Below are 21,454 nucleotides of genomic sequence, written 5' to 3' on the forward strand. Positions count from 1 at the left end.
ACTTCTGGGAGCCGCCGGACGGTCACTTGCCGATCGACGACATGTCCGCGTACCGCTCGCCCCTGACCGCGCCCGCGGGCACGGCCGCCTCCAGCGCGTCGAGCTGGGCCGGGGTCAGCGTGATGTCGGCCGCGGCGGCGTTCTCCTCCAGGTAGCGCAGCCGCTTGGTGCCCGGGATGGGGACGACGTCCTCGCCCCGGGACAGCAGCCAGGCCAGGGAGAGCTGGGCCGGGGTGCAGCCCACCTCGGCGGCGATGTCGCGGATCCTCGCGACGAGCGCCTCGTTGGCCGCCCCGGCCTCCCCGGTGAAGCGGGGGTGGTGCTTGCGGAAGTCGTCGTCCGACAGCTTCTCGGCCGGCTCCAGCGTGCCGCCGAGCAGCCCCCGGCTGATCGGCGAGTAGGCAACCAGCGTGACGCCCAGCTCCCGGGTGACCGGCAGGATCGCCTCCGGGTCGCGGGTGAACAGCGAGTACTCGTTCTGCAGGGCGGAGATCGGGTGCGTGGCGTGCGCCCTGCGCAGCGTCTCGGCGTTCACCTCCGACAGCCCCAGACGGCCGACCTTGCCCGCCTCGACCAGCTCGGCCATCGCGCCGACGGTCTCCTCGATGGGCACCCCGGTGTCGCGGCGGTGCAGGTAGTACAGGTCGATGTGGTCGGTGCCCAGCCGCCTGAGCGAGGCGTCGGCGGCCCTGCGCACGTACTCGGGGCTGCCGTCGATACGCCGGTCGGCCAGGGTCTCGCCCCGGACGATGCCGAACTTGGTGGCCAGGAACACCTCGTCCCTGCGGCCGGAGATCGCCCGTCCCACCAGCTCCTCGTTGTGGCCGCTGCCGTACATGTCGGCCGTGTCGAGGAAGTTCACCCCCAGGTCGAGGGCACGGTGCAGGACCGCGATCGACTCGCTCTCGTCGGCCGTGCCGTAGAACTCCGACATGCCCATGCAGCCGAGCCCGATGGCCGAGACCTCCGGGCCGCCCCGGCCGATATGACGCTTGTTCATGAACGCTCCTTGGTGTCGTACATCTCGATCTTCATGTCGAGGACCCCCAGATCCTCGGTGAGGCGCGCGATCCGCTCCCTCACCCGCTCGCGGTGGGCCGCCAGGATCCTCCGCCGCTCGGCGGAGGTCTCCGGCCCCCGCCTGCGCAGCTCGGCGTAGTGACACATGTCGGCGATCGGCATGCCGGTCGAGCGCAGCCTGGTGAGGAAGACGAGCCAGTCGAGGTCGGGCTCGGTGTAGACGCGGTGCCCGCTCACGCTCCGGTCCACCTGGTGGATGAGCCCGATGCGCTCGTAGTAACGCAGCGTGTGCGCGCTCAGCCCCGAGGTGCGCGAGGCCTCCTGGATGGTGATCCCCATGGGACAACTGTGCTCCTTCGAGCGCGCTCGAAGTCAAACGGGGCCTCCTGAGGCCGGCCCCCCGCCCGGAGGCACCCCCGAGGCCGGCCCCCCGCCCCGGGGCGACCCTGAGGGGGCAGGCCCTACCCCGGTCCGGTTCCGCCCAGGTCAGGGGCGTGACGTGACCGGCGTCCCGGTGTGTCCGGCCCCCGGTGGTCCCGGGGTGTCTCCGGGGTCGTTCAGGGGCGGCCGGGGGCTGTCTCCGATGTCCGGCGACCCCGCCCGCCGCCATCGTTGAGGCCATGGGAAGTCAGGCGTTCACGGGATCCATGGTCATCCTCGGCGGTCACGCGGCGATCGGCGCCGGGGCCACCACGATGCTCGGGCTGCACGTGGTCACCGGTCTCGACCCGGTGCATACCGTGATCAGCGAGTACGCGTTCGAGGCGGACGGGTGGCTGCTGCCGCTCTCCCTCACCCTCTTCGCGGCCGCCGCGACGGTCATCGCGGCCATGCTCGGCAGGGACGCAGGGAACCGCGGGGCCGCGCTGCTGGTCGGCACCTGGGGCCTGTGCATGCTGCTGATCGGCGCCTTCCCCACCGACGAGCCCGGCCTGCCGCTGTCGATGTCCGGTGGCATCCACCGCTACGCCGCGTTCGTGGCCTTCCTCACCATGCCGGTCGCCGGGCTGATCATGGCGCGGCGGCTCGCGTCCGGCCGGTACGCCCGCGCGGTCCGCCTGCTCAGCCTGGCCTCGCTGGGGGTGCTGGTCCTGGTGATCCTCCCGTACGTGCTGCGGACGTTCGGCATGGAGGTGACCAACGACGACATCCCCGCCGGGGTGACCCAGCGGCTGGTGGTGGGCCTGGAGGTCGCCGTGCTGACCCTGCTGGGCCTGGTCGCCGGAACCACCCGGCGGGTGGCCGCGACCCCTCGGCGGGTGGCCGTCACCTCCCGGAGGGTCGTCGCGACCTCCCGGCGGATGGCCGGGGTCTCCTAGCGGGTCGCCGGGGTCTCCTGGCGGGTCGCCGGGATCTCCCGGCGGGGCGCCGCGACGGTGATCCCCCCGACGCCCCGGGTCCTGGGTCCCAGGTCCCGCGTCCTGGGGCCCGACGCGGACCGGCCGCCTTCGGGGTCGCGTGGCCGGTTGACGGCCCGGTCCGCCCGCCCTACCTTCGCAGGAAGCGACCGCTCGGTAGGTGACCGCCGGTCGGGCCACCCCGGAAGGACGCGCATGCCGGTCGTGAACACCGTCCGAGGTCCCGTCGACGTCGCCGACCTGGGGCAGACCCTGATGCACGAGCACGTCTTCGTGATCTCCCCCGAGCACGTCGACAACCACGGCAGGGGCGCCTGGTGGGACGAGGAGTTCCGGGTGGCCGATGCGGTCGCCAAGCTCAGGGCGGTGGCGGCCAAGGGGGTGCGGACCATCGTCGACCCGACCGTGTGGGGGCTGGGCCGCTACATCCCGCGCGTCCAGAGGGTGGCCGAGCAGGTGCCGGAGCTGAACATCGTCGTCGCCACCGGGATCTACTCCTACGACGAGGTCCCGTTCCACTACCTGCACCGCGGGCCCGGCCTGATGATGGACGTGCCCGAGCCGATGGTCGAGGACTTCACCCGCGACATCGCCGACGGCATCGCCGACACCGGCGTCCGGGCCGCGTTCCTCAAGTGCGTGGTCGAGGGCAAGGGCCTCACCCCCGGCGTCGAGCGGATCTGCCGGGCGGTCGCCAGGACCCACGTGGAGACCGGCGTGCCGATCACCGTGCACACCAACCCCTCGGCCGGGACCGGGCTGCTCGCCCTGGAGCTGTTCCGCCGGGAGGGGGTGGACCCGGCGAAGGTCGTGCTCGGGCACTCGGGCGACACCAACGACCTGGACCACCTGATGCGGCTGGCCGACACCGGGGCGACGCTCGGCATGGACCGCTTCGGGCTGGACGCGTACAACCCCACGGCCTCCCGGGTCGCCACCATCGTGGCACTGTGCGAGCGCGGGTACGCCGACCGGATGGTGCTCAGCCACGACACCGCGTGCTTCATGGACTACTTCGGCGGGGCCTGGGACGAGGGCATCCCGCTGGCCGCCCCCAACTGGCGGTTCGACCACGTCCACGACGACGTGCTCCCGGCCCTGCGCGAGGCCGGGGTGACCGACGAGCAGATCGACCGGATGCTCGTCGACAACCCCCGGCGCTACTTCTCCTGACATTTCGTCGTTTGTCATACGCCTCCCGTACGCTCCGTGAAACCGACCGACGCGAGGGGTGGAGCATGACCGCACGCAGCACGTACCTGGAGCTTTCGGAGGAGGACGGGAGCTCGCACAAGTTCTACGAGGTCGTGCTCGACGGGACCGAGGTGACGATCAGGTACGGCCGCATCGGCGAGCCCGGCCAGACCAAGGCGTCGGCCTTCGCCAGCGCGGAGAAGGCCGCGGCGGCCGCCGCGAAGAAGATCGGGGAGAAGGTCCGCCGGGGGTACGCCCCTGCCGTGCAGGGGGTGCGCCAGCGCCGCGCGGTCACCCGGCGCAGCGTGCAGAGCAGCCGCTCCACCGCCACCCAGGCGCCGGTGCTGTGGCGCTTCGCCAGCGGCGCGGCCGCGTTCGGCATCTTCGTCGACGCCGAGCGCTGCTGGGTCGGCAACCAGCGCGGCGACGTCTACACCGTCACCCACGACGGCACCGTCACCGGCCGCTTCCGGCTGCCGGACGGGGTCAAGTGCATCGTCGCCGACGACTTCTGGATCTACGCGGGCGCCGACGACGGCAAGGTCTACGACCTCGGCGGCAAGGTCCCGCGGGTCGCGTACGAGATCGCCGAGGACGTCGACATCTACTGGCTCGACATCCACGACGGCGTGCTGGGCGTCTCCGACCGGGCCGGCCGGATCACCACCATCGACCACGAGGACGAGTTCCAGTGGGCCCGCACCGGCAGGGGCGACTCGGCCTGGATGGTGCGCTGCGACGACGAGGCCGTCTACCACGGCCACTCCACCGGGGTCGCCCGCTACGACGCCGCCGACGGCGCGCCGGTCTGGGAGACGCCCGTCAACGGCGCGGTGCTCTTCGGCTGGCAGGAGGCCGACGCGGTGTACGCGGGCACCGCGCGCGGCGCCGTGCACCGCCTGCGCAAGTCCGACGGCGTCTCCCAGGCGGTCTACCGCTGCGACGCCACCGTCTTCTCCTGCGCCACCGCCCCCGGCGGCCGGTACGTCTTCGCCGCCGACAACCACTCCTCGGTGTACTGCTTCGACGAGGGCGGCGAGCGGCTGTGGAAGCTGGCCACCGGCTGCGGGTCGGCCTTCTCCATGCAGTACCTCGACGAGCGCCTCTACATCGTGACCACCGACGGCACGCTGGCCTGCATCGACGCGAGCGAGGAGGCGATCAGGGCGGCCCAGGCCGGCACCGTCCCCACGCCGGTCGACGTCAAGGCCGCCGCGGGACTGGCCGTGGTGGAACCGGCCACGACGCTGGAGACCGTGACCTTCGACGCCGTCCCCGACGGCGGCGACGGCGTGGTGGTCGAGTGCTTCCGCGAGGGCGAGCGGCTGCGGGTGCGGGTGGTCAGCGAGGGCTACGACGTGCGGCGCAACATGCAGTTCCCCAAGGGCGTGCGCGAGGCCGGGGCCCGCTACCTCGTCGAGGGCGTCCGCCTCTCCGAGCGGGGCGGCTTCTACCGGGCGTACGGCGACATCAGGCGCCTGCTCTGAGACCACGGCGGGCCGGAACGGGGACGTTCCGGCCCGCGGGCGGGGTCAGGCCGGGATGTTCCACTTCTGGTTGGCGGTGCCGCCGCAGGTCCAGATCTGCAGGCGGGTGCCGTTGGCGCTGGACTGGCCGGTGGCGTCCAGGCACTTGTTGGCGGCGGGGTTGACCAGGTCGCGCGCGCCGCTGTGGACCCATTGCTGGGCGGAGGTGCCGTTGCAGTCGTAGAGCTGGATCTGTGCTCCGTCGGCGGTGGAGGCCGCGGTCACGTCCAGGCACTTGCCCAGCGCGCGGATCGTGCCGTCGGTGCCGATCGTCCACTGCTGGGCGCCGGTGCCGTTGCAGTCGTAGAGCTGGACGGCGGTGCCGTTGGCGCTGTTGGCGCCCGCGACGTCCACGCACTTGCCGGCGATGCCGGTGATCTGACCGGTGCGGCCACCGGTGCCGCCCTGGGCGTAGACGCGGACGTAGTCGACGGTGAGCTGCTGCGGGAAGGTCGTGGACGCGTCCGGGGAGCCGGGCCAGTTCCCGCCCACGGCCAGGTTGAGGATCATGTAGAACGGGTGGTCGTAGACCCAGGGGTTGCCCCTGGTGTCGGCGGGCGTCTTCCTGGAGTACTGCACGCCGTCGACGTACCAGGTCACCGAGCCGGGCTCCCAGTCGACGGTGAAGGTGTGGAAGGCGTCGGCGAACGCCTGCCCGGCGGGGAGGTCGTAACTGCCGCTCAGCGGGCTGCCCCCCGAGTAGCCGGGGCCGTGCAGGCTGCCGAGCACCTGCCCGGGGACGCTGCCGACGTTCTCCATGATGTCGATCTCGCCGTTGGCCGGCCAGCCGGCACCCCCGGTGCCCAGCATCCAGAACGCCGGCCACATGCCCTTGCCGCGCGGGAGCTTCATCCGCGCCTCGTAGCGGCCGTAGGTGCGGGTGAACGTCGCGGCGGTGGTCAGCTTGCCGGAGGTGTACTCGCAGGAGCCGTACCAGCAGCCGTATCCGGACGGGTTGCCCTTACGCGCGGTGATGACCAGGTTGCCGGCGCCGTCGTGGGCGATGTTCTGGGTGCCCGTGGTGTAGTACTGCCGCTCGTTGTTGCCCCAGCCGCCGCCGCCCACGTCGTGGCGCCACTTGGCGGCGTCCGGGGCGGTGCCCGCGGCGGCGTTGAACTCGTCGGACCAGACGAGCGGGCCGGGAGCGGCCGAGGCGCGTGCGGTGACGGCCTGGGGGCCGGTCGCGCTCGCCGGGGAGGGGACCAGGGCCGCGGAGGTGAGGGCGAGCAGCGTCGCCGTCAGCAGGCCGCCGATCCGCGCGAGCGGTCCGCGCGCGCGTCGCGGGCCGCCGGGAGAGGCCGGGGAGGGGGTCGGGACGGTGGAGGTCATGGGCTGTTCCTTTCGGACCGGTGTCGACCGGCGGGGGGTGCCATGGTCTAGAAGCCTGCGGTGACGCGGGTGAAGTCCCACTCGGCCTGGGCGATGCCGCTGCAGTTGGAGGTCACCCCGCCGCCCGGGCAGGGACGGTCGCGGTTGACCGACCAGTAGGCGAACCGGGTCAGGCCCTTGGAGCGGGCCCAGTCGCGGATCTGGGTCCAGGCCGCCACCGTGGTCAGCTCCTGCTGGTCGGACAGGCCGTTCATGCCGGAGATACCCATCCGGGCATACGCCTGCGCGTCGCTCCAGCCGTTGGCGGCCTTGAGCGCGTTCTTCAGCCCCTCGGAGGCGTTGACGGTGTCGGTGTAGATGTTGGAGCTGCCGAAGTCGAACGGCATGATCGTGTAGTTGTCGATCGGCACCGCCAGCGCCCTGGCCTGGTTGATCAGCCGCAGGCCGTGGGTGTTGGGGCCGGTGGTCGTGGTGCCGAAGGTCACGGCGATCTTCACGCCCGGATTGTTCTGCTTGACGATCTTCAAGCCGTTGAGAATGCGGTCCTGGACGGTGTAGTTCTCGAACTCGTCGCTGTTTTCGATGTCGAAGTCCACCACCGCGGGGCCGACGGCGTTGATGACCTGCTGCACCGCACCGGCGAACGCGGCCGGGGTGGCGCAGTTGGGGCCGAGCTTGTTGCCCGACCAGCCACCGAAGGAGATCTGCACACTGCCACCCGCGGCCTTGATCTGGCTGATCGCCTGCGCGTCGGCGCCACCGGTCAGCGGCCGGTTACCGTCCCAGGCCGGGGTGCAGCCCCCGCTGGACAGGATGAACGCCATCGTGAACGACTTCACCCCGGTCGCACTCATCACCGCGGCAGGACTGGGCGGGCTGCCCCAGCCCATGTACAGGTAAGGCGCCCCGGGCATCTTCCCGGCCGGGCCGGGGTCGGTGCCGCCGTCGGCCGGGGCGTTCCACTTCTGGTTGGCGGTGCCGCCGCAGGTCCAGATCTGCAGGCGGGTGCCGTTGGCGCTGGACTGGCCGGTGGCGTCCAGGCACTTGTTGGCGGCGGGGTTGACCAGGTCGCGTGCGCCGCTGTGGACCCATTGCTGGGCGGAGGTGCCGTTGCAGTCGTAGAGCTGGATCTGTGCTCCGTCGGCGGTGGAGGCCGCGGTCACGTCCAGGCACTTGCCCAGCGCGCGGATCGTGCCGTCACCGTTGCGGCTCCACTGCTGGGCCGCGGTGCCGTTGCAGTCGTAGAGCTGCACGGGGGTGCCGTTGGCGCTGTTGGCGCCCGCGACGTCCACGCACTTGCCGGCGATGCCGGTGATCTGACCGGTGGCCGCGGCGGCCGGTGGTGCGGCCAGCACGCCGGTGACGGCGAGCAGGAGGGCGGTGACCGTTCCGCCGAGGGCGGCCGAGAGCGAGACGCGCCGGCGCCGGGGAGGCCGGGGGGAGGGTCGGGTGGCGTCCATGCGCGGACTCCTTCCGTCGTGGGAGGTGACGTCCCGGCGACGACGCGACCCGCTGCGCGGGGAGAGCGTGACCGGCGCCACGACCCTGTGGGGGGTGACGTGCGAATGCCGCCGGACGCGGTGAGCGTGTCACGTACCGTGGGCGGCCCGGTGGGCCTGCCGCGCGGGGTGCGCACGACGCGTCCTGGCCCTGCCGCGACGGATACGGCGGGGAGAACGGCTCGGCGGGCGGGTGCGCGGTCCGCGCGCCGCCCGGGCGGGGTGGGGTCAGGCCGGGGCGCCCACCGGCGTCCGGTTCGAGGGGGAGCGAGTCATGGGGGGTCCCTTCGAGGCAAGGTCTCGCTTGCCGGAACCATAGGTCAGCCTTCGTTCTCGGGTCAATACAAGCAGTAAAAAAAGCGGCGTCATCGGGCCGGGACGCGGGCGGGGGGTGTGTGAGCTGCGCGGCGGTGCCGGTCCTGACCTGGGGGAGGGGCACGCCCCGGGACGTTCCTGTCAGGGACGGTCGTCAGGGAGCCGTGCCGTCGGCGTCGCCCGGCGCCCCTCCCGATCTTCCGTATGGTGTGATGTCCGGTAGGTGGCGGTTTCCGCGTGCCACCCGGCGGCAGGGCGGCGACGGGGCCGCACGCGTCCGACATCGAGGGTGCGCTCATGCTTCGTGGAGAGAAGGTCCTGATCAGGGCCGTCACCAAGGAGGACCTGGTCCCGCTGCACCGGCTGCACGAGGACGTGGAGACGGTGGTCGGCGCAACTCCGACGCCCTGGCTCCCCCAGACGGCCGAGCAGGCGATCGCCCGGTACGAGAAGCGGGAGCCCGACCCGGCCAACGTCGAGTTCGCCGTCCAGGCCGTGTCCGGGGAGTTGGCCGGCATCGGCGTCGTCTGGGGCGTCGACACCCTCAACCGCAACGGGCACCTGGGCATGTCGCTGCTCCCCGAGGCGCGCGGCCACGGGTACGCCCCCGACGCGCTGAGGCTGCTGTGCGACTACGCCTTCCGCATCCGCGGCCTGCACCGGCTCGGCCTGGAGACGCTCGTCACCAACACCGCGATGATCGCCGCCGCGGAGAGGGCGGGCTTCCGGCGCGAGGGCACGCTCCGCGGCAACGCCTGGGTGGCCGGGGCCTTCGTCGACGAGGCGCTGTTCGGCCTGCTGGCCGCCGAGTTCACCGGCCCGCGCGCCGGAGGGGATCTGTGAGAGCGTTGTCGTCGTCCCGGGCCGGATCCCGGGTCCGCGTACCGGAGGTGTCCCGTTGAAGACCTGGCTCCCGATCGGCCTCGGCGTCCTGCTCGTCCTGGTGGGCGGCCTGTGGGCGCTCCAGGGTCTCGGCTACGTGGGCGGCAGTTTCATGAGCGGCGCCCGCGAGTGGACGTGGATCGGGCTGGCGGCGTTCGCCGCCGGTGTCGTCCTCGTCGTCTCCGTCCTGCTCCGGCGCCGCCGCTGACCCCGCCCTCGCGGGCGGGGCCTGCGGCGTCCGGACCCGCTCGGGGGTGCGTGGCGCCCCACGGGCCGGGGTGCGGTCAGGGGCGTTTGCCCGAGCCGTCGAGCCCGGCCCGGCGCAGGGCGTCGGCCATGGCGCCGCCCGGCGCGTTGCGCGGCTGCCCCCCGCGGTCCTGCCGCTGCCGGTCGCCGCCTCCGCGTCCCTGATCTCCGCGTTCCTGGCCCCCGCGTCCCTGCCTGCCGCCACCGCCCTGGCGCTGCCCGCCGTCGCCGCGCCCGTCGCGGCCCTGCTGGTCACCGCCGCCCTGCTGGTCACGCCGGCCGCGCGGGCCCGCGGGCTTGACGTCGTCCTCCAGGCGCAGGGTGAGCGAGATGCGCTTGCGTGGGATGTCGACGTCGAGCACCTTCACCCGGACGATGTCACCGGGCTTGACCACCTCGCGCGGGTCCTTGACGAAGTCGTACGAGAGCGCCGACACGTGGACCAGGCCGTCCTGGTGCACGCCGACGTCGACGAACGCGCCGAAGGCGGCCACGTTGGTGACCACGCCCTCCAGCAGCATGCCGGGGGTGAGGTCGGAGAGCTTCTCCACGCCCTCCTTGAACGTCGCGGTCTTGAAGGCCGGGCGCGGGTCGCGGCCCGGCTTCTCCAGCTCGGAGAGGATGTCGGTGACGGTCGGCAGGCCGAAGGTGTCGTCCACGAACTCCTGCGGGCTCAGCGTCCGCAGCACCGTGCCGTTGCCGATCAGCGTCGAGACGTCGCCGCCGGTGCGCTTCAGGATGCGCCGGACCACCGGGTACGCCTCCGGGTGCACGCTGGAGGAGTCGAGCGGGTCGTCACCCCCGCGGATGCGCAGGAAGCCCGCGCACTGCTCGAAGGCCTTCGGGCCGAGCCTGGCCACGTCCTTCAGCGCCCTGCGGGAGCGGAACGGGCCGTTGGCGTCCCGGTGGGCGACGATGTTCTCCGCCAGGCCCGAGCCGATGCCCGACACCCGGGTCAGCAGCGGCGCGGACGCGGTGTTGACGTCGACGCCGACGGCGTTCACACAGTCCTCGACCACCGCGTCGAGCGAGCGGGAGAGCTTGGTCTCGGCGAGGTCGTGCTGGTACTGGCCGACGCCGATCGACTTGGGGTCGATCTTGACCAGCTCGGCCAGCGGGTCCTGCAGCCGCCGGGCGATCGACACGGCGCCGCGCAGCGACACGTCCATGCCGGGCAGTTCCTGCGAGGCGAACGCCGAGGCGGAGTAGACCGACGCGCCCGCCTCCGACACCATCACCTTGGTCAGGCCGGGGACCAGCTTCACCAGCTCGGCGGCGAGCTTGTCGGTCTCGCGCGAGGCGGTGCCGTTGCCGATCGAGACGAGCTCCACGTCGTGCTTCTTCGCCAGCGCGGCCAGGGTGGCCAGCGACTGGTCCCACTGGCGGCGCGGCTCGTGGGGGTAGATCGTGGCGGTCTCCAGCACCTTGCCGGTCGCGTCGACCACCGCGACCTTCACGCCGGTGCGCAGCCCGGGGTCCAGGCCCATGGTGGAGCGGCTCCCGGCGGGCGCGGCGAGCAGCAGGTCGCGCAGGTTGGCCGCGAACACCCGCACCGCCTCCTCCTCGGCGGCCTGCCACATGCGCATCCGCAGGTCGATGCCGAGGTGGACGAGGATGCGGGTGCGCCAGGCCCAGCGGACCGTGTCGGCCAGCCACGCGTCGGCGGGCCGTCCCCGGTCGGCGATGCCGAAGCGGTGCGCGATGCGGCCCTCGTAGGTGCCGGTGGGCTCCGGCTCGGGCTCCAGGGTGAGGGTGAGGATCTCCTCCTTCTCCCCCCGGAACATCGCCAGGATCCGGTGCGAGGGCAGCTTGGTGAACGGCTCGGCGAAGTCGAAGTAGTCGGAGAACTTGGCGCCCTCCTCCTGTTTGCCCTCGCGGACCGCCGCGACCAGGCGTCCCTTCGTCCACATCCGCTCGCGCAGCTCGCCGACCAGGTCGGCGTCCTCGCCGAACCGCTCGACCAGGATGGCGCGGGCGCCGTCCAGTGCGGCCGCGGCGTCGGCCACGCCCTCGCCGACGAACGCCTCCGCCGCGGCCTTCGGGTCCACCGACGGGTCCGCCAGCAGTCCGTCGGCGAGCGGTTCGAGACCGGCCTCCCGGGCGATCTGCGCCTTGGTCCGCCGCTTGGGCTTGTACGGGAGGTAGATGTCCTCCAGCCGGGCCTTGGACTCGGCCGCCATGATCTGCGCGCGCAGGGTGTCGTCGAGCTTGCCCTGCCCCTCGACGGACTCCAGGATCGCGGTACGCCGCTCCTCCAGCTCCCGCAGGTAGCGCAGCCGTTCCTCCAGCGTGCGCAGCTGCGTGTCGTCGAGCATCTCGGTGGCTTCCTTGCGGTACCGGGCGATGAACGGCACGGTGGCCCCGCCGTCGAGCAGGTCCACCGCCGCCCGCACCTGGCGCTCGCGCACACCCAGCTCTTCGGCGATCCGCTGATGAATAGACGTGGTCACGATCTCTCTTCCTCCGTGGTGGCAGGGACCAAGCTACCGCCTCGCCCGCCGCACGGCCGGATGTCAGCTCGTGGAGGAGATCACCGAACCCTGGTAGGTGGACTCGATGAACTTCTTCACCTCGGGCCCGGCCAGGAGCTCGGCCAGCTTCTTCACCCGGGGGTCGTTCTCGTCGCCCGGACGGACGACCAGCCCGTTGGCGTACGGGTTGCCGTCGGCCTTCTCCAGCACCAGCGAGTCCCCGGCGGGCTTGAGATCGGCCTCCAGGGCGTAGTTGCCGTTGATCACCGCGGCGTCCACGTCCTCGAGGGAGCGCGGGAGCTGGGCCGCCTCCAAGGGCTTGAACTGGAGGTTCTTGGGGTTGTTCGCGACGTCGCGCTCGGTGGCGGCGGTCCCGACGCCCTCCTTGAGGGTGATCACGCCGTTGTCCTCGAGCAGCTTGAGCGAGCGGCCCAGGTTGGTCGCGTCGTTGGGCACCGCGACCGTGGCGTCATTGGCCAGCTCGGTCACGGCCTTGATCTTCTTGGAGTACAGCCCGAGCGGCTCCAGGTGCACGGCCTGGACGAAGGTCAGCTCCCCGCCGCCCTTGGACTTCAGGAAGTCCGCCAGGTACGGCCGGTGCTGGAAGTAGTTCGCGTCCAGCTGGTCCTCCTGGAGCTGCACGTTCGGCTGCACGTAGTCGGCGAACTCGACGATCTCCACCTTGATCCCGGCCTTGGCGGCCAGGTTGTCGCTGACGTACTTGAGGATCTCCGCGTGCGGCACCGGGCTCACACCGACCTTCAGCGGCGCGTCCGCGGCGGCCGGCGCCCCCGACGCCCCCGACGTCGCCGCGGTGCCGCCGCCGGTCCCGGTGGAACCCCCGCAGGCGGCCAGGGTCAGTGCCAGTACGGCCGCGGCCGTGGCCCCCATCAATCTGCGCATCCCCGTGATCTCCTTGTCTCTGTGAAAGCCCGCGGGTCGTCCGTGTGGGAACCCGTGGGTCGTCTGTGTGAAAGCCCGCGGGTCGTCCGTGTGGGGCCCCCGTGGGTCGTCTGTGTGAAAGCCCGGGCGTCCGTGTGGGACCCCGCGGGTCATCTGTGTGAGAGCCTGCGGGCGACGGCGTCGCCGAGGATCTGGATGAGCTGGACCAGAACGATCAGCAGGACGACGGTGACGACCATGACGCCGGTGTCGAACCGCTGGTAGCCGTACCGGATGGCGAGATCGCCGAGGCCGCCGCCGCCGATCGCGCCCGCCATCGCGGAGTAGCTGATCAGCGCGACGACGGTGACGGTCAGCCCGGCGACCAGTTCCGGCAGGGTCTCGGGCAGCAGGACCTTGGTGACCACGGTGACCCGCCGCGACCCCATCGCCTGCGCGGCCTCCACCACCTCGCGGCCGACACCGCGCAGCGCGGTCTCCACCAGCCGGGCGTAGAACGGGACGGCCCCGAGCGTCAGCGGGACGATGGCGGCCACGGTGCCGATCGTGGTGCCGGTGATCAGCCGGGTGAACGGCAGGATCGCCACCATCAGCACGATGAACGGCAGCGAACGCCCCACGTTCACGACCGCCCCGAGCACGGCCTTCACCGCGGGCATCGGGGTCAGGCCGCCGCGGTCGGTGGTGACCAGCAGCACGCCGATCGGCAGGCCGAGCACCGCCGTCAGCAGCGTCGACCAGAACACCATCTGCCCGGTCTCCAGGGTGGCCTGCCCCAGGATCGGCAGCAGCTCCTCGAACGTCACGGTCCCTCCACCAGTACGCCGCGACCGCGCAGGTGGTCGAGCGCGGCGGCGGTCTCCCTGCCGTCGAGCCCGACCCGCAGCCGGCCCACGGACACGCCGCGCAGCTCCTCCAGCGAGCCGCCGAGAATGTTGACGTCCACGTCGAACTTCCGCACCAGGCTGGACAGCACCGGCTCCCCGGCCTGCCCGGCGGCGAAGGTCAGGGTGACGCTGCCCGGTGGCGCGGGCTCGGGCAGCGGGAAGATCTCCCGCGTCAGCAGGGACCCGGGCCGGGCGATGAGGTCGTGGACGAGCCCCGACTCCAGCACCTTCCCGTCCCGCATCGTGGCCGCCGAGTCGCACACGCTCTTGATCACCTGCATCTCGTGCGTGATCAGCAGGATCGTCAGCCCCAGCTCGGTGTTGAGGCGCCGGAGCAGGGCCAGGATCGACTGCGTGGTCCCCGGGTCGAGGGCGCTGGTCGCCTCGTCCGACAGCAGCACCTTCGGCCGGCCCGCGAGCGCCCGGGCGATGCCGACCCGCTGCTTCTGCCCGCCGGAGAGCTGGGCCGGGTACGCCCCCGCCTTGTCCGACAGCCCGACCAGGTCCAGCAGCTCGGCCACCCGTGTCCGGCGCTCGGCGCGCGGCACCTTGGCCACCTCCAGCGGGAACGCCACGTTCGCGGCGACCGTACGGGAGGACAGCAGCGCGAAGTGCTGGTGGATCATCCCGATCCGCTGCCGGGCCTCGCGAAGCTCGGCGTCCCCGAGGACGGTCAGGTCCTGCCCGTCGACGGTGACGGTGCCTCCGGTGGGCCGCTCCAGCAGGTTGACACAGCGCAGCAGCGTGCTCTTCCCGGCCCCGCTCTGCCCGAGGACGCCGAAGATCTCGCCCTCGCGCACGTCGAGGTCGACCCCGTCGAGCGCGACCACGCCGGTGCCGTACACCTTGCGAAGGTCGGAAACATGTATCACGGGTAGGTTATACCTGAAATATCGGTACAAATCTAATCAATACTCCGGCCGGGGAGGCCGGATCGGCCGTTCGGGAACGACCGCTTCCCCGTGGGTCCGGGGCTTCCGGGGCGGTGCCCGGGGACGGTTTCAGGGGTGGTTCCGATGGCGGGGACGGGCCGGGAATGCCCGGCCGATGAAAACCGTTATCACCCGCATCGTGCGAGATGTCTTCCCGAGAGGAGCCCGCGATGGCCCGCAACGAGGCACGCCCGGTGGTCAGGCTGAGGTCCACCGCGGGCACCGGCTACACCTACGTGACCCGCAAGAACCGGCGTAACGACCCCGACCGGCTCACCGTCGTCAAGTACGACCCGATCGTCCGCCAGCACGTCCCGTTCCGAGAGGACCGATAGACCATGAAGAAGGGCATCCACCCCGGCTACCGCCCGGTCGTCTTCCGCGACCCGAGCGCCGGCTACGCCTTCCTGACCCGTTCCACCGTCCGGACCGGCAGGACGATCGAGTGGGAGGACGGGAACACCTACCCGGTGGTCGACGTCGACGTCTCCTCGGCGAGCCACCCCTTCTACACCGGCCGCGGCCGGGTCCTCGACACGGCCGGCCGGGTCGAGCGCTTCAGGCAGCGCTACGGCGGGCGCTGAACCCCGGCCTGCCGAAGAGGGTGTCGTCCGGGGCCGGACAGGGCGGGTCGCCTGGACTCCGCGCCTCCCGGCCCGGGGCCGCGAGGAGCCCGTCCGGGGCCGTGAGCCGTCGGCCGGGCCGTGGGGTCCGGGGGGCCCGGGGTCCGGGGTCCGGGGTCCGGGACGGTTCTAGCCGCAGGTGATGTCGGTGAAGGCCGGGGGAGTGGCGGCGGTCCCGATGAAGCCGATCTCGGAGATCTTCTTGCCCGGCTGCAGGGGCGGGTCCTCGGCCGGGGCGTGGATCATCGCGACCGGCCCGCTCTGCATGTGCGTCCCCTTCCACGCCTGGGTGATCGTGACCCCGTGCGGCATCATCCACTGGATGTACCAGCCGCCCAGCGGCAGGTCGCCGTTGTTCTTGATCGTCGCCGCCCCCCGGTAGCCGCCCGGCCAGGTCTCCACCAGGGTGACCGTCGCGCGGCACTCGGCCGCGGACGTGATCTGGGGATGCGGGGTGCCGCCCGTCGAGGACGACGAGGGCGACGAGGACGGGGACGACGGAGCCGCGGAGGACGCGGAGGAGGGTGAGGGCGGGGGCGCCGGGACGGCGCCGGAGGGGGTGGCCAGGGCCGCGTTCTGCGGGGCCGTGTTCTGGGCGCTCCCCGCGGGCGGGTGCGTGCCGGCGTGCCCGCCCTCCGCCGTACGACCGGCGCAGGCCGCCACCGGCAGGATCGCCGCCGCCGTGAGCGAGAGCAGACCGAGCAGCGACGTGATCCTCATGGTGGGCGGCACGGGACTTCCTTCGGGCGGGGCGCGGTGGCGGTGGGGGCCCACGGCGGGGCGGGACGGTCGTGAACGAGGTCCCGGCCGGTGTCCGTCGACACCGGCCGGGACCCCTCTCCCGTTATGGACTGGTGCAGGTCACGGCCGGGGTGCCGCTGCTGCCCGACGCGGTGAACCCGAAGGTCGTCGAACCGCCGCCGGCCAGTGTCCGGTTCCAGTCGACGTTCCTCACCGTGACGGTCGATCCCGACGTCGTGTGCGTGCCGTTCCACACGCTGTTGACGCTGCTGCCGGAGCCGAGCGTCCACCTGGCCGTCCAGCCGTTGAGGGCCGCCGAACCGGTGTTCTTCACGGTCACCTCACCCTGGAAACCACCCGACCAGGAGCTGACGGTCTTGTAGGTGGCGGTGCAGGGGCCGCCCGGGTCGGGCGTCGGCGTGCTGGTCGGGGTGACCGTCGGGGTCGGTTCCGGGGTCGGGGTGACCGTCGGCGTCGGGCTGGGGGTGGAGCCGGGCCTTCCGACACCGGTCACCTCGCCCCTGCCGCCGTCGAAGACCACGTCGGAGCAGTTGTAGAACGTCTCCGCGGAGTCGGAACGCTTCCACACCGAGTAGATGATGTGGCGGCCCGTCTTGTTCGAGGGGAGCGTGGCGTTCCAGTAGTAGTTGGCGTCGTTGGTGCCCGGCGAGCCGACGCTCTGCGGGTGGTCCGCCGTGTGGAAGGGCTCACTCTCCAGGTCGTCCCAGGTCAGCGCCCGGTTGGGGTTCCAGCCGTCCTTGGTGATGTAGAGGTAGAACCAGCCGGGGTGGGCGGCCCACTTGTTGTACTTGAACTGCAGGTTCGAGCCCGCGGTCAGGTGCGTGACCGGCCAGTCGGCGCTCGGCAGGTCGAACCCGCTGTAGCCGGGGTTGCCGCCGCTGCACACCTTGCCGTCGGGGATGAAGCCCCGGGTCCGACCCGCGCCGTCCGAGCGCAGCAGGCTGAACCAGTTGTAGAGCGAGTTGTCCCCGCTCTGGGCCACCGCGGCCTTGCACGCCGGGTTGATGGGCACGATGTTCCCCTGCGGGGAGAGGCCGTCCTGCCAGCAGAAGAAGGTCCGGCTGCCTGGCACCATCATGGCGCCGTGCGCCGATGCCGATTGGGGAACGAGAACGACGGCGAGAAGCGCGGTCATCAATGTGGCCACGCCGGCGACAGCCATGCTTCGCCATTTACTCACAGGATTACCCTCCCTTTCGAGGGATGAAGGGTCGCTGATCGACGGCGGTGAGCGCTCACGCGAGACGGACTCTAGGTGGCTGTTTCCGGGGTGTAAACGCACCCTCTCTCCCGCACCGTGACGACGTGTCGTCCTGCGAGGTCAGGAGGGTCGCGAGGCGGTCCCGCCGGATGAAAGATTCACCCCCGTCGTTCCCCCGCGGTGGCGGCGAGCCGCTCCAGCGCGGGGCCGGTGAGGCGGTACCGGTCCCACTCCTCCAGCGGTTCGGCGCCGAGCGAGCGGTAGAAGGCGATGCTGGGGGTGTTCCAGTCCAGCACCGACCACTCGAAGCGGCCGTAGCCGCGCTCCACGCAGATGCGGGCGAGTTCCGCCAGCAGGTCCCTGCCGTGGCCGCCCCCGCGCCGGTCCGGGTGGACGTAGAGGTCCTCCAGGTAGATCCCGTGCCTGCCGAGCCAGGTCGAGTAGGACACGAACCAGAGGGCGAACCCCGCGACCTGCTCGCCGTCGGCGGCGATGTGGCAGAACACGCTGGGCGAGGGGCCGAAGAGCGCCTCGTGAAGCCGGTCGGCGGTGGTCTCGACCTCGTCCAGTGCCTTCTCGTACTCCGCGAGTCCGCGGATCATGTCGATGATCGCCGGGACGTCGTCCGGCGTTGCGGGGCGAATCATGCCCGAAGTCTAGGGCGAGGCCACCGGCGTCCCCGAAAAGGGATTTCCGCTGATAAATGGCTTTGTAAGGGGGCGTGTGGTCGTGCCGGTCACCCCTCCCGTAGGTTGTCTGCTGATCGAAGCACGGGTCGTTGAGAAAGGCGGGTCACCATGTCGACAGAGCCCAGCGGGGAGCGGTTGGCGGAGCTGAGGCAGGCGTTCACCGCCATCGACACCGACGGCGACGGTTTCATCACCGAACGGGAGTTCGCCGAGCACTTCCCGGCCCTGCCCCCCGAGGCCCTGGGCTCGCTGAACCGCGACGGCGACTCCGACGGCGACGGCCGGTTCTCGTTCGAGGAGTTCGTCCGCCTGGTCGCCGCCGGCTGATCAGGCGCGGGCGAAGCCGAGCAGGGCCACGTCGTCGCGGTTCTCCCCGTCCTCGACCAGGGTGAGCAGCGACTCCATCATGGCGCCGAGATCGAGCCGCGAGGCCTTCGCCATCTCCCCGCGCAACCGGTCCATGCCCTCCAAGATGTTCCACGACCGGTTCTCCACGATGCCGTCGGTGTAGAGGAGCAGCCGGTCACCGTGTCCCAGCCGCGCCGTCCCGGTCGAGAAGACGGTCGAGGGCATGGCGCCGATCAGCGGGGAGAGGGCCCCGCCGAGGAAGTCCGCCTGCCCGCTCGCGGTGCAGAGCAGGGCGGGCGGGTGGCCCGCGCTGGCGTACTCCAGCCGCCCGTCCGCCAGGGAGAGCCGCACGCACAGCACGGTGGCGTGCATGCGGTCGTGCCGCCCGGCGGTCATCCGGTTGAGCCGGCCGAGGGTACGCCCGGGGTCGGGATCCTCCAGCGCGTACGCCCTGAGCGCGTTGCGCATCCGGCCCATCGAGGCCGCGGCCCGCAGCCCCTTGCCGACGATGTCGCCGATGACCAGCACCACCTCCTCGTCGGAGATCCTGACGACGTCGTACCAGTCCCCGCCGACCCCGGCCTCGTCGCTGCCGGGCACGTACCGGCCGACGATCACGGTGCCGCCGATCTCGGGGACGTCCGGGAGCAGGGCCAGCTGCAACGTGGTCGCGATCCGGTGCTCCTGCTCGAACTGCTCCAGGTCCCGCAGCCGGGCCGAGGTGAGCTGGGCGAGCTGGCGCAGCACGGTGTCGTCCGTCGTCTCCTCGGGGGGACCACCGGAGACCGCGATCCGCACCGTCCCGGCCGGCCCGGTCCCGTCGCCACCGGGCGCGTCACCGGTGACCGTCACCCGCACCCCGGAGGTGTCGGCCAGCAGCTCCCCGTACCTCTCGGCCACCCTGAGCACGTCCGCCGCGCTGGAGGCGCCGTTGAGCGCGAGCGCCGCCTCGGTCAGCTCCCGCAGCCGGCGGTTGTGCCGGGACCGGATGGCCGACAGCCGCAGCACACCCCGCACGCGGGTGAGCAGCTCGCGCGCGGAGAAGGGTTTCACCAGGTACTCGTCGGCACCCGCGATCAGGCCGGTCAGCGACTCCTCCTGCCCGGCCCTGGCCGACAGGAGCATGATCGGGACGCTCCGGGTGACCGCGTCGGCGCGGAGCCTGCGGACCATCTCCAGGCCGTCCATGCCGGGCATCATCACGTCCGCGACGATCATGTCGGGGAGCCGCTCCCGGGCGGCCCGCAGGGCGGCGGCCCCGTCGGCCACGGCCGTCACCTCCCAGTGCGGGCTGAGCAGCCTCACCAGGTAGCGGCGCAGGTCCTCGTTGTCGTCGGCGACCAGGATGTGCTCGGTCCCGCGCGGCTCCACCGGCGGCGCGGCCCCGTCCGCGGCCGGCCGCCCCGAGGACTCGCCGGGCAGCGGCAGCCAGTGCGAGACGTGGTCGGAGCCGGACTCGTACGGGTTCGCCGCCTCGCCCACCTGCGCCGGGGGAAGGTGCGCGGACCCGTACGGCAGCCTGATCGTGAAGGTCGTCCCCTCGCCGACGACGCTGCTCGCCTCGATGCGCCCGCCGTGCAGGGTGACCAGCTCGTGGACCAGGGCCAGGCCGATGCCGGTGCCCTCGTCGCTGCGCGCAGGGGAGCCGGGGACCCGGTGGAAACGGTCGAAAAGGTGGGGGATCTCCTCGCCGGAGATGCCGATGCCGGTGTCGGAGACCGTGACCACCGCGTGGTCGCCGCCGGAGCGCACGCCGACCGTGATCCCCCCGGCGAAGGTGTGCTTGACCGCGTTGGAGAGCAGGTTGAAGATGATCCGCTCCCACATCCGCCGGTCGAGGAAGACCGGTTCGGGCAGCGGCTCGGACTCGACGTCCAGGGTGAGCCCGACGCTCTCGGTCGCCGAGCGGAACACGCTCACCAGCTCGCCGGTCTGCGCCACCAGGTCGGTCGGCCGGTGGTAGGCGCGGGTCCGGCCCGAGTCGATGCTGGTGACGTCCAGCACGTCGTCCAGGAGGGTGAGCAGCCGCACCGCGTTGCGGCGGGCGGTCCGCAGCACCGCGTTCTGCTCCGGGGCGACGGAGGGGTCCTCCAGCAGTTCCTCCAGCGGTCCCAGGATCAACGTCAGCGGGGTGCGCAGCTCATGGCTGACGTTGGCGAAGAACGCGGTCTTGTCGGCGTCGAGCCGGGCGAGCCTGCGCGCCTGGACGCGCTCCCGCTCGTGGGTCGCCGCCGCGGCCAGCGCCCGCGACACGCTCGCCGCGATCGTCTCGAAGAAGTCGTCGTACGCCTGCAGCCGGGGGTTCACCCCGCACACCAGCAGCCCCAGCGTCTCGTCGCCGGAGGTGAGGGGCAGGGCGACGGCGGGTCCCCGCGCGCCGAACCGCTCACCGGGCACGGCGATGACGCCTCGCGAGGACCGCGTGAACCCCCCGTCACCGTCGGCGGTGCCGTCGAGGGTGACGTCGATCCGCTCGGGGGCCGTCCCGTCCGGTACGACGATCCGCAGCCCGCCCGCGGCACCGTTCCCGGCCGGGCCGCTCCCGTCCCCGCCGAGGCCCCTGAGAGCTGTAAGACCCGCAGGACCGTTGGGATCGACCGGACCGGTGGGATCGGGGCCGGTGGAGCCGGTGTCCTCGGCGAGGTAGGCGAGGGCGAACGGGACGTCGTCGCGCGCCTCGGCGAGGGCCGACAGCGCGGCCCGCGCCACCTCCTCGGGGGTGCCGCCGGCGGCCGCCTCGCCCACCCGGCTCATCGTGCGCATCCTGCGCTCCCCGAGCACCCGCCCGGTCGTCTCGCTGACCAGGCACATCACCCCGCCGACCGTTCCGTCCTCGACCCGGATCGGGCCGTAGGAGACGTCGAAGTAGGTCTCCTCCAGGAAACCGTGGCGCTCCAGCAGGAACAGGTGGTCCTGGGCCCAGAAGGGCTCGCCGGTCTCCCGTACGTCGTCGAGCAGGGGTTCGAGGACGTCCCAGGTCTCGGACCAGTTCTCCTCGGCGGGCCGGCCGAGCGCCGCCGGGTGCTTCGCGCCGATGGTGGGGATGTACGGATCGTTGTAGAGCGCGACATAGTCCGGACCGGCGAAGATGACGATCTGCGCGCGGGAGGACAGCGCGATGTCGACGGCGGCTCTCAGTGCCGCCGGCCAGCTCTCCATCGGGCCCAGCGGTGTGGCGGCCCAGTCGTGGGCCCCGATCCGCCGCCCCATCTCCCCGCCGGCGGGGCTCACCTGCTGCATTTCACTCCCTGACCGTCAGGTACTGTGAC

Annotated in this window: 20 protein-coding genes; 8 read left to right on the forward strand and 12 right to left on the reverse strand. The window is 72.1% G+C overall.

Annotated features, from left to right (window positions below; translation table 11 throughout):
* Positions 1-22: 22 nt before the first annotated feature.
* Together ABD832_RS16140 and ABD832_RS16145 are read right to left on the reverse strand one after the other, a co-directional pair.
* Complete coding sequence (locus tag ABD832_RS16140; protein ID WP_344895221.1) at positions 23-1,000, reverse strand: aldo/keto reductase; 978 nt, start codon at positions 998-1,000, stop codon at positions 23-25.
* Positions 997-1,359 carry a MerR family transcriptional regulator gene (locus tag ABD832_RS16145; RefSeq protein ID WP_344895224.1) on the reverse strand — a complete coding sequence of 121 codons (363 nt, stop codon included), beginning with the start codon at positions 1,357-1,359 and terminating at the stop codon, positions 997-999. The genes ABD832_RS16140 and ABD832_RS16145 overlap by 4 nt, the downstream gene beginning before the upstream one ends.
* Positions 1,360-1,640: 281 nt before the next feature.
* On the opposite strand from ABD832_RS16145, the gene ABD832_RS16150 reads away from it, so the two are divergent.
* The 3 genes from ABD832_RS16150 (at position 1,641) to ABD832_RS16160 (ending at position 5,059) form a co-directional block, all read left to right on the forward strand.
* Positions 1,641-2,339, forward strand: coding sequence for a DUF998 domain-containing protein (locus ABD832_RS16150; protein ID WP_344895227.1), 699 nt, complete (start codon positions 1,641-1,643; stop codon positions 2,337-2,339).
* Positions 2,340-2,573: 234 nt separating this feature from the next.
* Positions 2,574-3,551: a phosphotriesterase family protein gene (locus ABD832_RS16155; RefSeq protein ID WP_344895230.1), complete on the forward strand. Its 978-nt coding sequence runs from the start codon at positions 2,574-2,576 to the stop codon at positions 3,549-3,551.
* Positions 3,552-3,616: 65 nt separating this feature from the next.
* Positions 3,617-5,059, forward strand: coding sequence for a WGR domain-containing protein (locus tag ABD832_RS16160; protein ID WP_344895233.1), 1,443 nt, complete (start codon positions 3,617-3,619; stop codon positions 5,057-5,059).
* A gap of 45 nt (positions 5,060-5,104) precedes the next feature.
* On the opposite strand, the gene ABD832_RS16165 is transcribed toward ABD832_RS16160, so the two are convergent.
* Together ABD832_RS16165 and ABD832_RS16170 are read right to left on the reverse strand one after the other, a co-directional pair.
* On the reverse strand, positions 5,105-6,427 hold the full coding sequence (locus ABD832_RS16165) for a ricin-type beta-trefoil lectin domain protein (RefSeq protein ID WP_344895236.1): 1,323 nt from the start codon (positions 6,425-6,427) through the stop codon (positions 5,105-5,107).
* 47 nt (positions 6,428-6,474) lie between these two features.
* Positions 6,475-7,887 (reverse strand): ricin-type beta-trefoil lectin domain protein, encoded by a 1,413-nt coding sequence (locus ABD832_RS16170; RefSeq protein ID WP_344895239.1) that lies wholly within the window; start codon positions 7,885-7,887, stop codon positions 6,475-6,477.
* Positions 7,888-8,538: 651 nt separating this feature from the next.
* Here ABD832_RS16170 and ABD832_RS16175 point away from each other — a divergent pair.
* Both ABD832_RS16175 and ABD832_RS16180 read left to right on the forward strand, forming a co-directional pair.
* Positions 8,539-9,084, forward strand: coding sequence for a GNAT family N-acetyltransferase (locus ABD832_RS16175; RefSeq protein WP_344895242.1), 546 nt, complete (start codon positions 8,539-8,541; stop codon positions 9,082-9,084).
* 55 nt (positions 9,085-9,139) lie between these two features.
* A complete protein-coding gene (locus ABD832_RS16180) occupies positions 9,140-9,331 on the forward strand; it encodes a hypothetical protein (protein ID WP_344895245.1) in 192 nt (63 codons plus the stop codon).
* Positions 9,332-9,407: 76 nt separating this feature from the next.
* Here the strand turns inward: ABD832_RS16180 and ABD832_RS16185 are convergent, their stop codons facing one another.
* The 4 genes from ABD832_RS16185 to ABD832_RS16200 all read right to left on the reverse strand — a co-directional run bounded on the left by ABD832_RS16185 (position 9,408) and on the right by ABD832_RS16200 (position 14,502).
* Positions 9,408-11,819: a Tex family protein gene (locus ABD832_RS16185; protein WP_344895248.1), complete on the reverse strand. Its 2,412-nt coding sequence runs from the start codon at positions 11,817-11,819 to the stop codon at positions 9,408-9,410.
* A 63-nt stretch (positions 11,820-11,882) separates the two neighbouring features.
* Positions 11,883-12,743, reverse strand: coding sequence for a MetQ/NlpA family ABC transporter substrate-binding protein (locus ABD832_RS16190; RefSeq protein ID WP_344895251.1), 861 nt, complete (start codon positions 12,741-12,743; stop codon positions 11,883-11,885).
* A gap of 149 nt (positions 12,744-12,892) precedes the next feature.
* Positions 12,893-13,492, reverse strand: coding sequence for a methionine ABC transporter permease (locus ABD832_RS16195; protein ID WP_344895991.1), 600 nt, complete (start codon positions 13,490-13,492; stop codon positions 12,893-12,895).
* 53 nt (positions 13,493-13,545) lie between these two features.
* Positions 13,546-14,502: a methionine ABC transporter ATP-binding protein gene (locus tag ABD832_RS16200; RefSeq protein ID WP_344895253.1), complete on the reverse strand. Its 957-nt coding sequence runs from the start codon at positions 14,500-14,502 to the stop codon at positions 13,546-13,548.
* Between the two features lie 230 nt (positions 14,503-14,732).
* Between ABD832_RS16200 and rpmG the strand changes: the two genes are divergently transcribed.
* Positions 14,733-14,897, forward strand: coding sequence for a 50S ribosomal protein L33 (gene rpmG, locus ABD832_RS16205; RefSeq protein ID WP_344895256.1), 165 nt, complete (start codon positions 14,733-14,735; stop codon positions 14,895-14,897).
* 3 nt (positions 14,898-14,900) lie between these two features.
* Complete coding sequence (locus ABD832_RS16210; protein ID WP_344895259.1) at positions 14,901-15,146, forward strand: type B 50S ribosomal protein L31; 246 nt, start codon at positions 14,901-14,903, stop codon at positions 15,144-15,146.
* 168 nt (positions 15,147-15,314) lie between these two features.
* Here the strand turns inward: ABD832_RS16210 and ABD832_RS16215 are convergent, their stop codons facing one another.
* From ABD832_RS16215 to ABD832_RS16225, 3 genes are all read right to left on the reverse strand, one after another.
* On the reverse strand, positions 15,315-15,917 hold the full coding sequence (locus ABD832_RS16215; RefSeq protein ID WP_344895262.1) for a cellulose binding domain-containing protein: 603 nt from the start codon (positions 15,915-15,917) through the stop codon (positions 15,315-15,317).
* A 112-nt stretch (positions 15,918-16,029) separates the two neighbouring features.
* Positions 16,030-17,109, reverse strand: a complete 1,080-nt coding sequence (locus tag ABD832_RS16220; RefSeq protein ID WP_344895265.1) for a lytic polysaccharide monooxygenase auxiliary activity family 9 protein — start codon at positions 17,107-17,109, stop codon at positions 16,030-16,032.
* 197 nt (positions 17,110-17,306) lie between these two features.
* The gene (locus ABD832_RS16225) at positions 17,307-17,795 is read right to left on the reverse strand and encodes a GNAT family N-acetyltransferase (RefSeq protein WP_344895268.1); all 489 of its coding nucleotides are present in this window, start codon (positions 17,793-17,795) and stop codon (positions 17,307-17,309) included.
* Positions 17,796-17,945: 150 nt separating this feature from the next.
* On the opposite strand from ABD832_RS16225, the gene ABD832_RS16230 reads away from it, so the two are divergent.
* A complete protein-coding gene (locus ABD832_RS16230) occupies positions 17,946-18,164 on the forward strand; it encodes an EF-hand domain-containing protein (protein WP_344895271.1) in 219 nt (72 codons plus the stop codon).
* Here ABD832_RS16230 and ABD832_RS16235 read toward each other — a convergent pair whose 3' ends face one another.
* Positions 18,165-21,425, reverse strand: coding sequence for a SpoIIE family protein phosphatase (locus ABD832_RS16235; protein ID WP_344895273.1), 3,261 nt, complete (start codon positions 21,423-21,425; stop codon positions 18,165-18,167).
* Positions 21,426-21,454: the final 29 nt, after the last annotated feature.

This window comes from Streptosporangium longisporum, from assembly GCF_039534895.1.
Lineage (GTDB): Bacteria > Actinomycetota > Actinomycetes > Streptosporangiales > Streptosporangiaceae > Streptosporangium > Streptosporangium longisporum.

What these genes read in the sequence shown, in the direction of transcription:
- ABD832_RS16140 (WP_344895221.1), bottom strand. Translation starts at nt 1,000, where the DNA reads ATGAACAAGCGTCATATCGGCCGGGGCGGCCCGGAGGTCTCGGCCATC.
- ABD832_RS16145 (WP_344895224.1), bottom strand. Translation starts at nt 1,359, where the DNA reads ATGGGGATCACCATCCAGGAGGCCTCGCGCACCTCGGGGCTGAGCGCG.
- ABD832_RS16150 (WP_344895227.1), top strand. Translation starts at nt 1,641, where the DNA reads ATGGGAAGTCAGGCGTTCACGGGATCCATGGTCATCCTCGGCGGTCAC.
- ABD832_RS16155 (WP_344895230.1), top strand. Translation starts at nt 2,574, where the DNA reads ATGCCGGTCGTGAACACCGTCCGAGGTCCCGTCGACGTCGCCGACCTG.
- ABD832_RS16160 (WP_344895233.1), top strand. Translation starts at nt 3,617, where the DNA reads ATGACCGCACGCAGCACGTACCTGGAGCTTTCGGAGGAGGACGGGAGC.
- ABD832_RS16165 (WP_344895236.1), bottom strand. Translation starts at nt 6,427, where the DNA reads ATGACCTCCACCGTCCCGACCCCCTCCCCGGCCTCTCCCGGCGGCCCG.
- ABD832_RS16170 (WP_344895239.1), bottom strand. Translation starts at nt 7,887, where the DNA reads ATGGACGCCACCCGACCCTCCCCCCGGCCTCCCCGGCGCCGGCGCGTC.
- ABD832_RS16175 (WP_344895242.1), top strand. Translation starts at nt 8,539, where the DNA reads ATGCTTCGTGGAGAGAAGGTCCTGATCAGGGCCGTCACCAAGGAGGAC.
- ABD832_RS16190 (WP_344895251.1), bottom strand. Translation starts at nt 12,743, where the DNA reads ATGCGCAGATTGATGGGGGCCACGGCCGCGGCCGTACTGGCACTGACC.
- ABD832_RS16195 (WP_344895991.1), bottom strand. Translation starts at nt 13,492, where the DNA reads ATGGTGTTCTGGTCGACGCTGCTGACGGCGGTGCTCGGCCTGCCGATC.
- rpmG (WP_344895256.1), top strand. Translation starts at nt 14,733, where the DNA reads ATGGCCCGCAACGAGGCACGCCCGGTGGTCAGGCTGAGGTCCACCGCG.
- ABD832_RS16210 (WP_344895259.1), top strand. Translation starts at nt 14,901, where the DNA reads ATGAAGAAGGGCATCCACCCCGGCTACCGCCCGGTCGTCTTCCGCGAC.
- ABD832_RS16220 (WP_344895265.1), bottom strand. Translation starts at nt 17,109, where the DNA reads ATGGCTGTCGCCGGCGTGGCCACATTGATGACCGCGCTTCTCGCCGTC.
- ABD832_RS16225 (WP_344895268.1), bottom strand. Translation starts at nt 17,795, where the DNA reads ATGATTCGCCCCGCAACGCCGGACGACGTCCCGGCGATCATCGACATG.
- ABD832_RS16230 (WP_344895271.1), top strand. Translation starts at nt 17,946, where the DNA reads ATGTCGACAGAGCCCAGCGGGGAGCGGTTGGCGGAGCTGAGGCAGGCG.
- ABD832_RS16235 (WP_344895273.1), bottom strand. Translation starts at nt 21,425, where the DNA reads ATGCAGCAGGTGAGCCCCGCCGGCGGGGAGATGGGGCGGCGGATCGGG.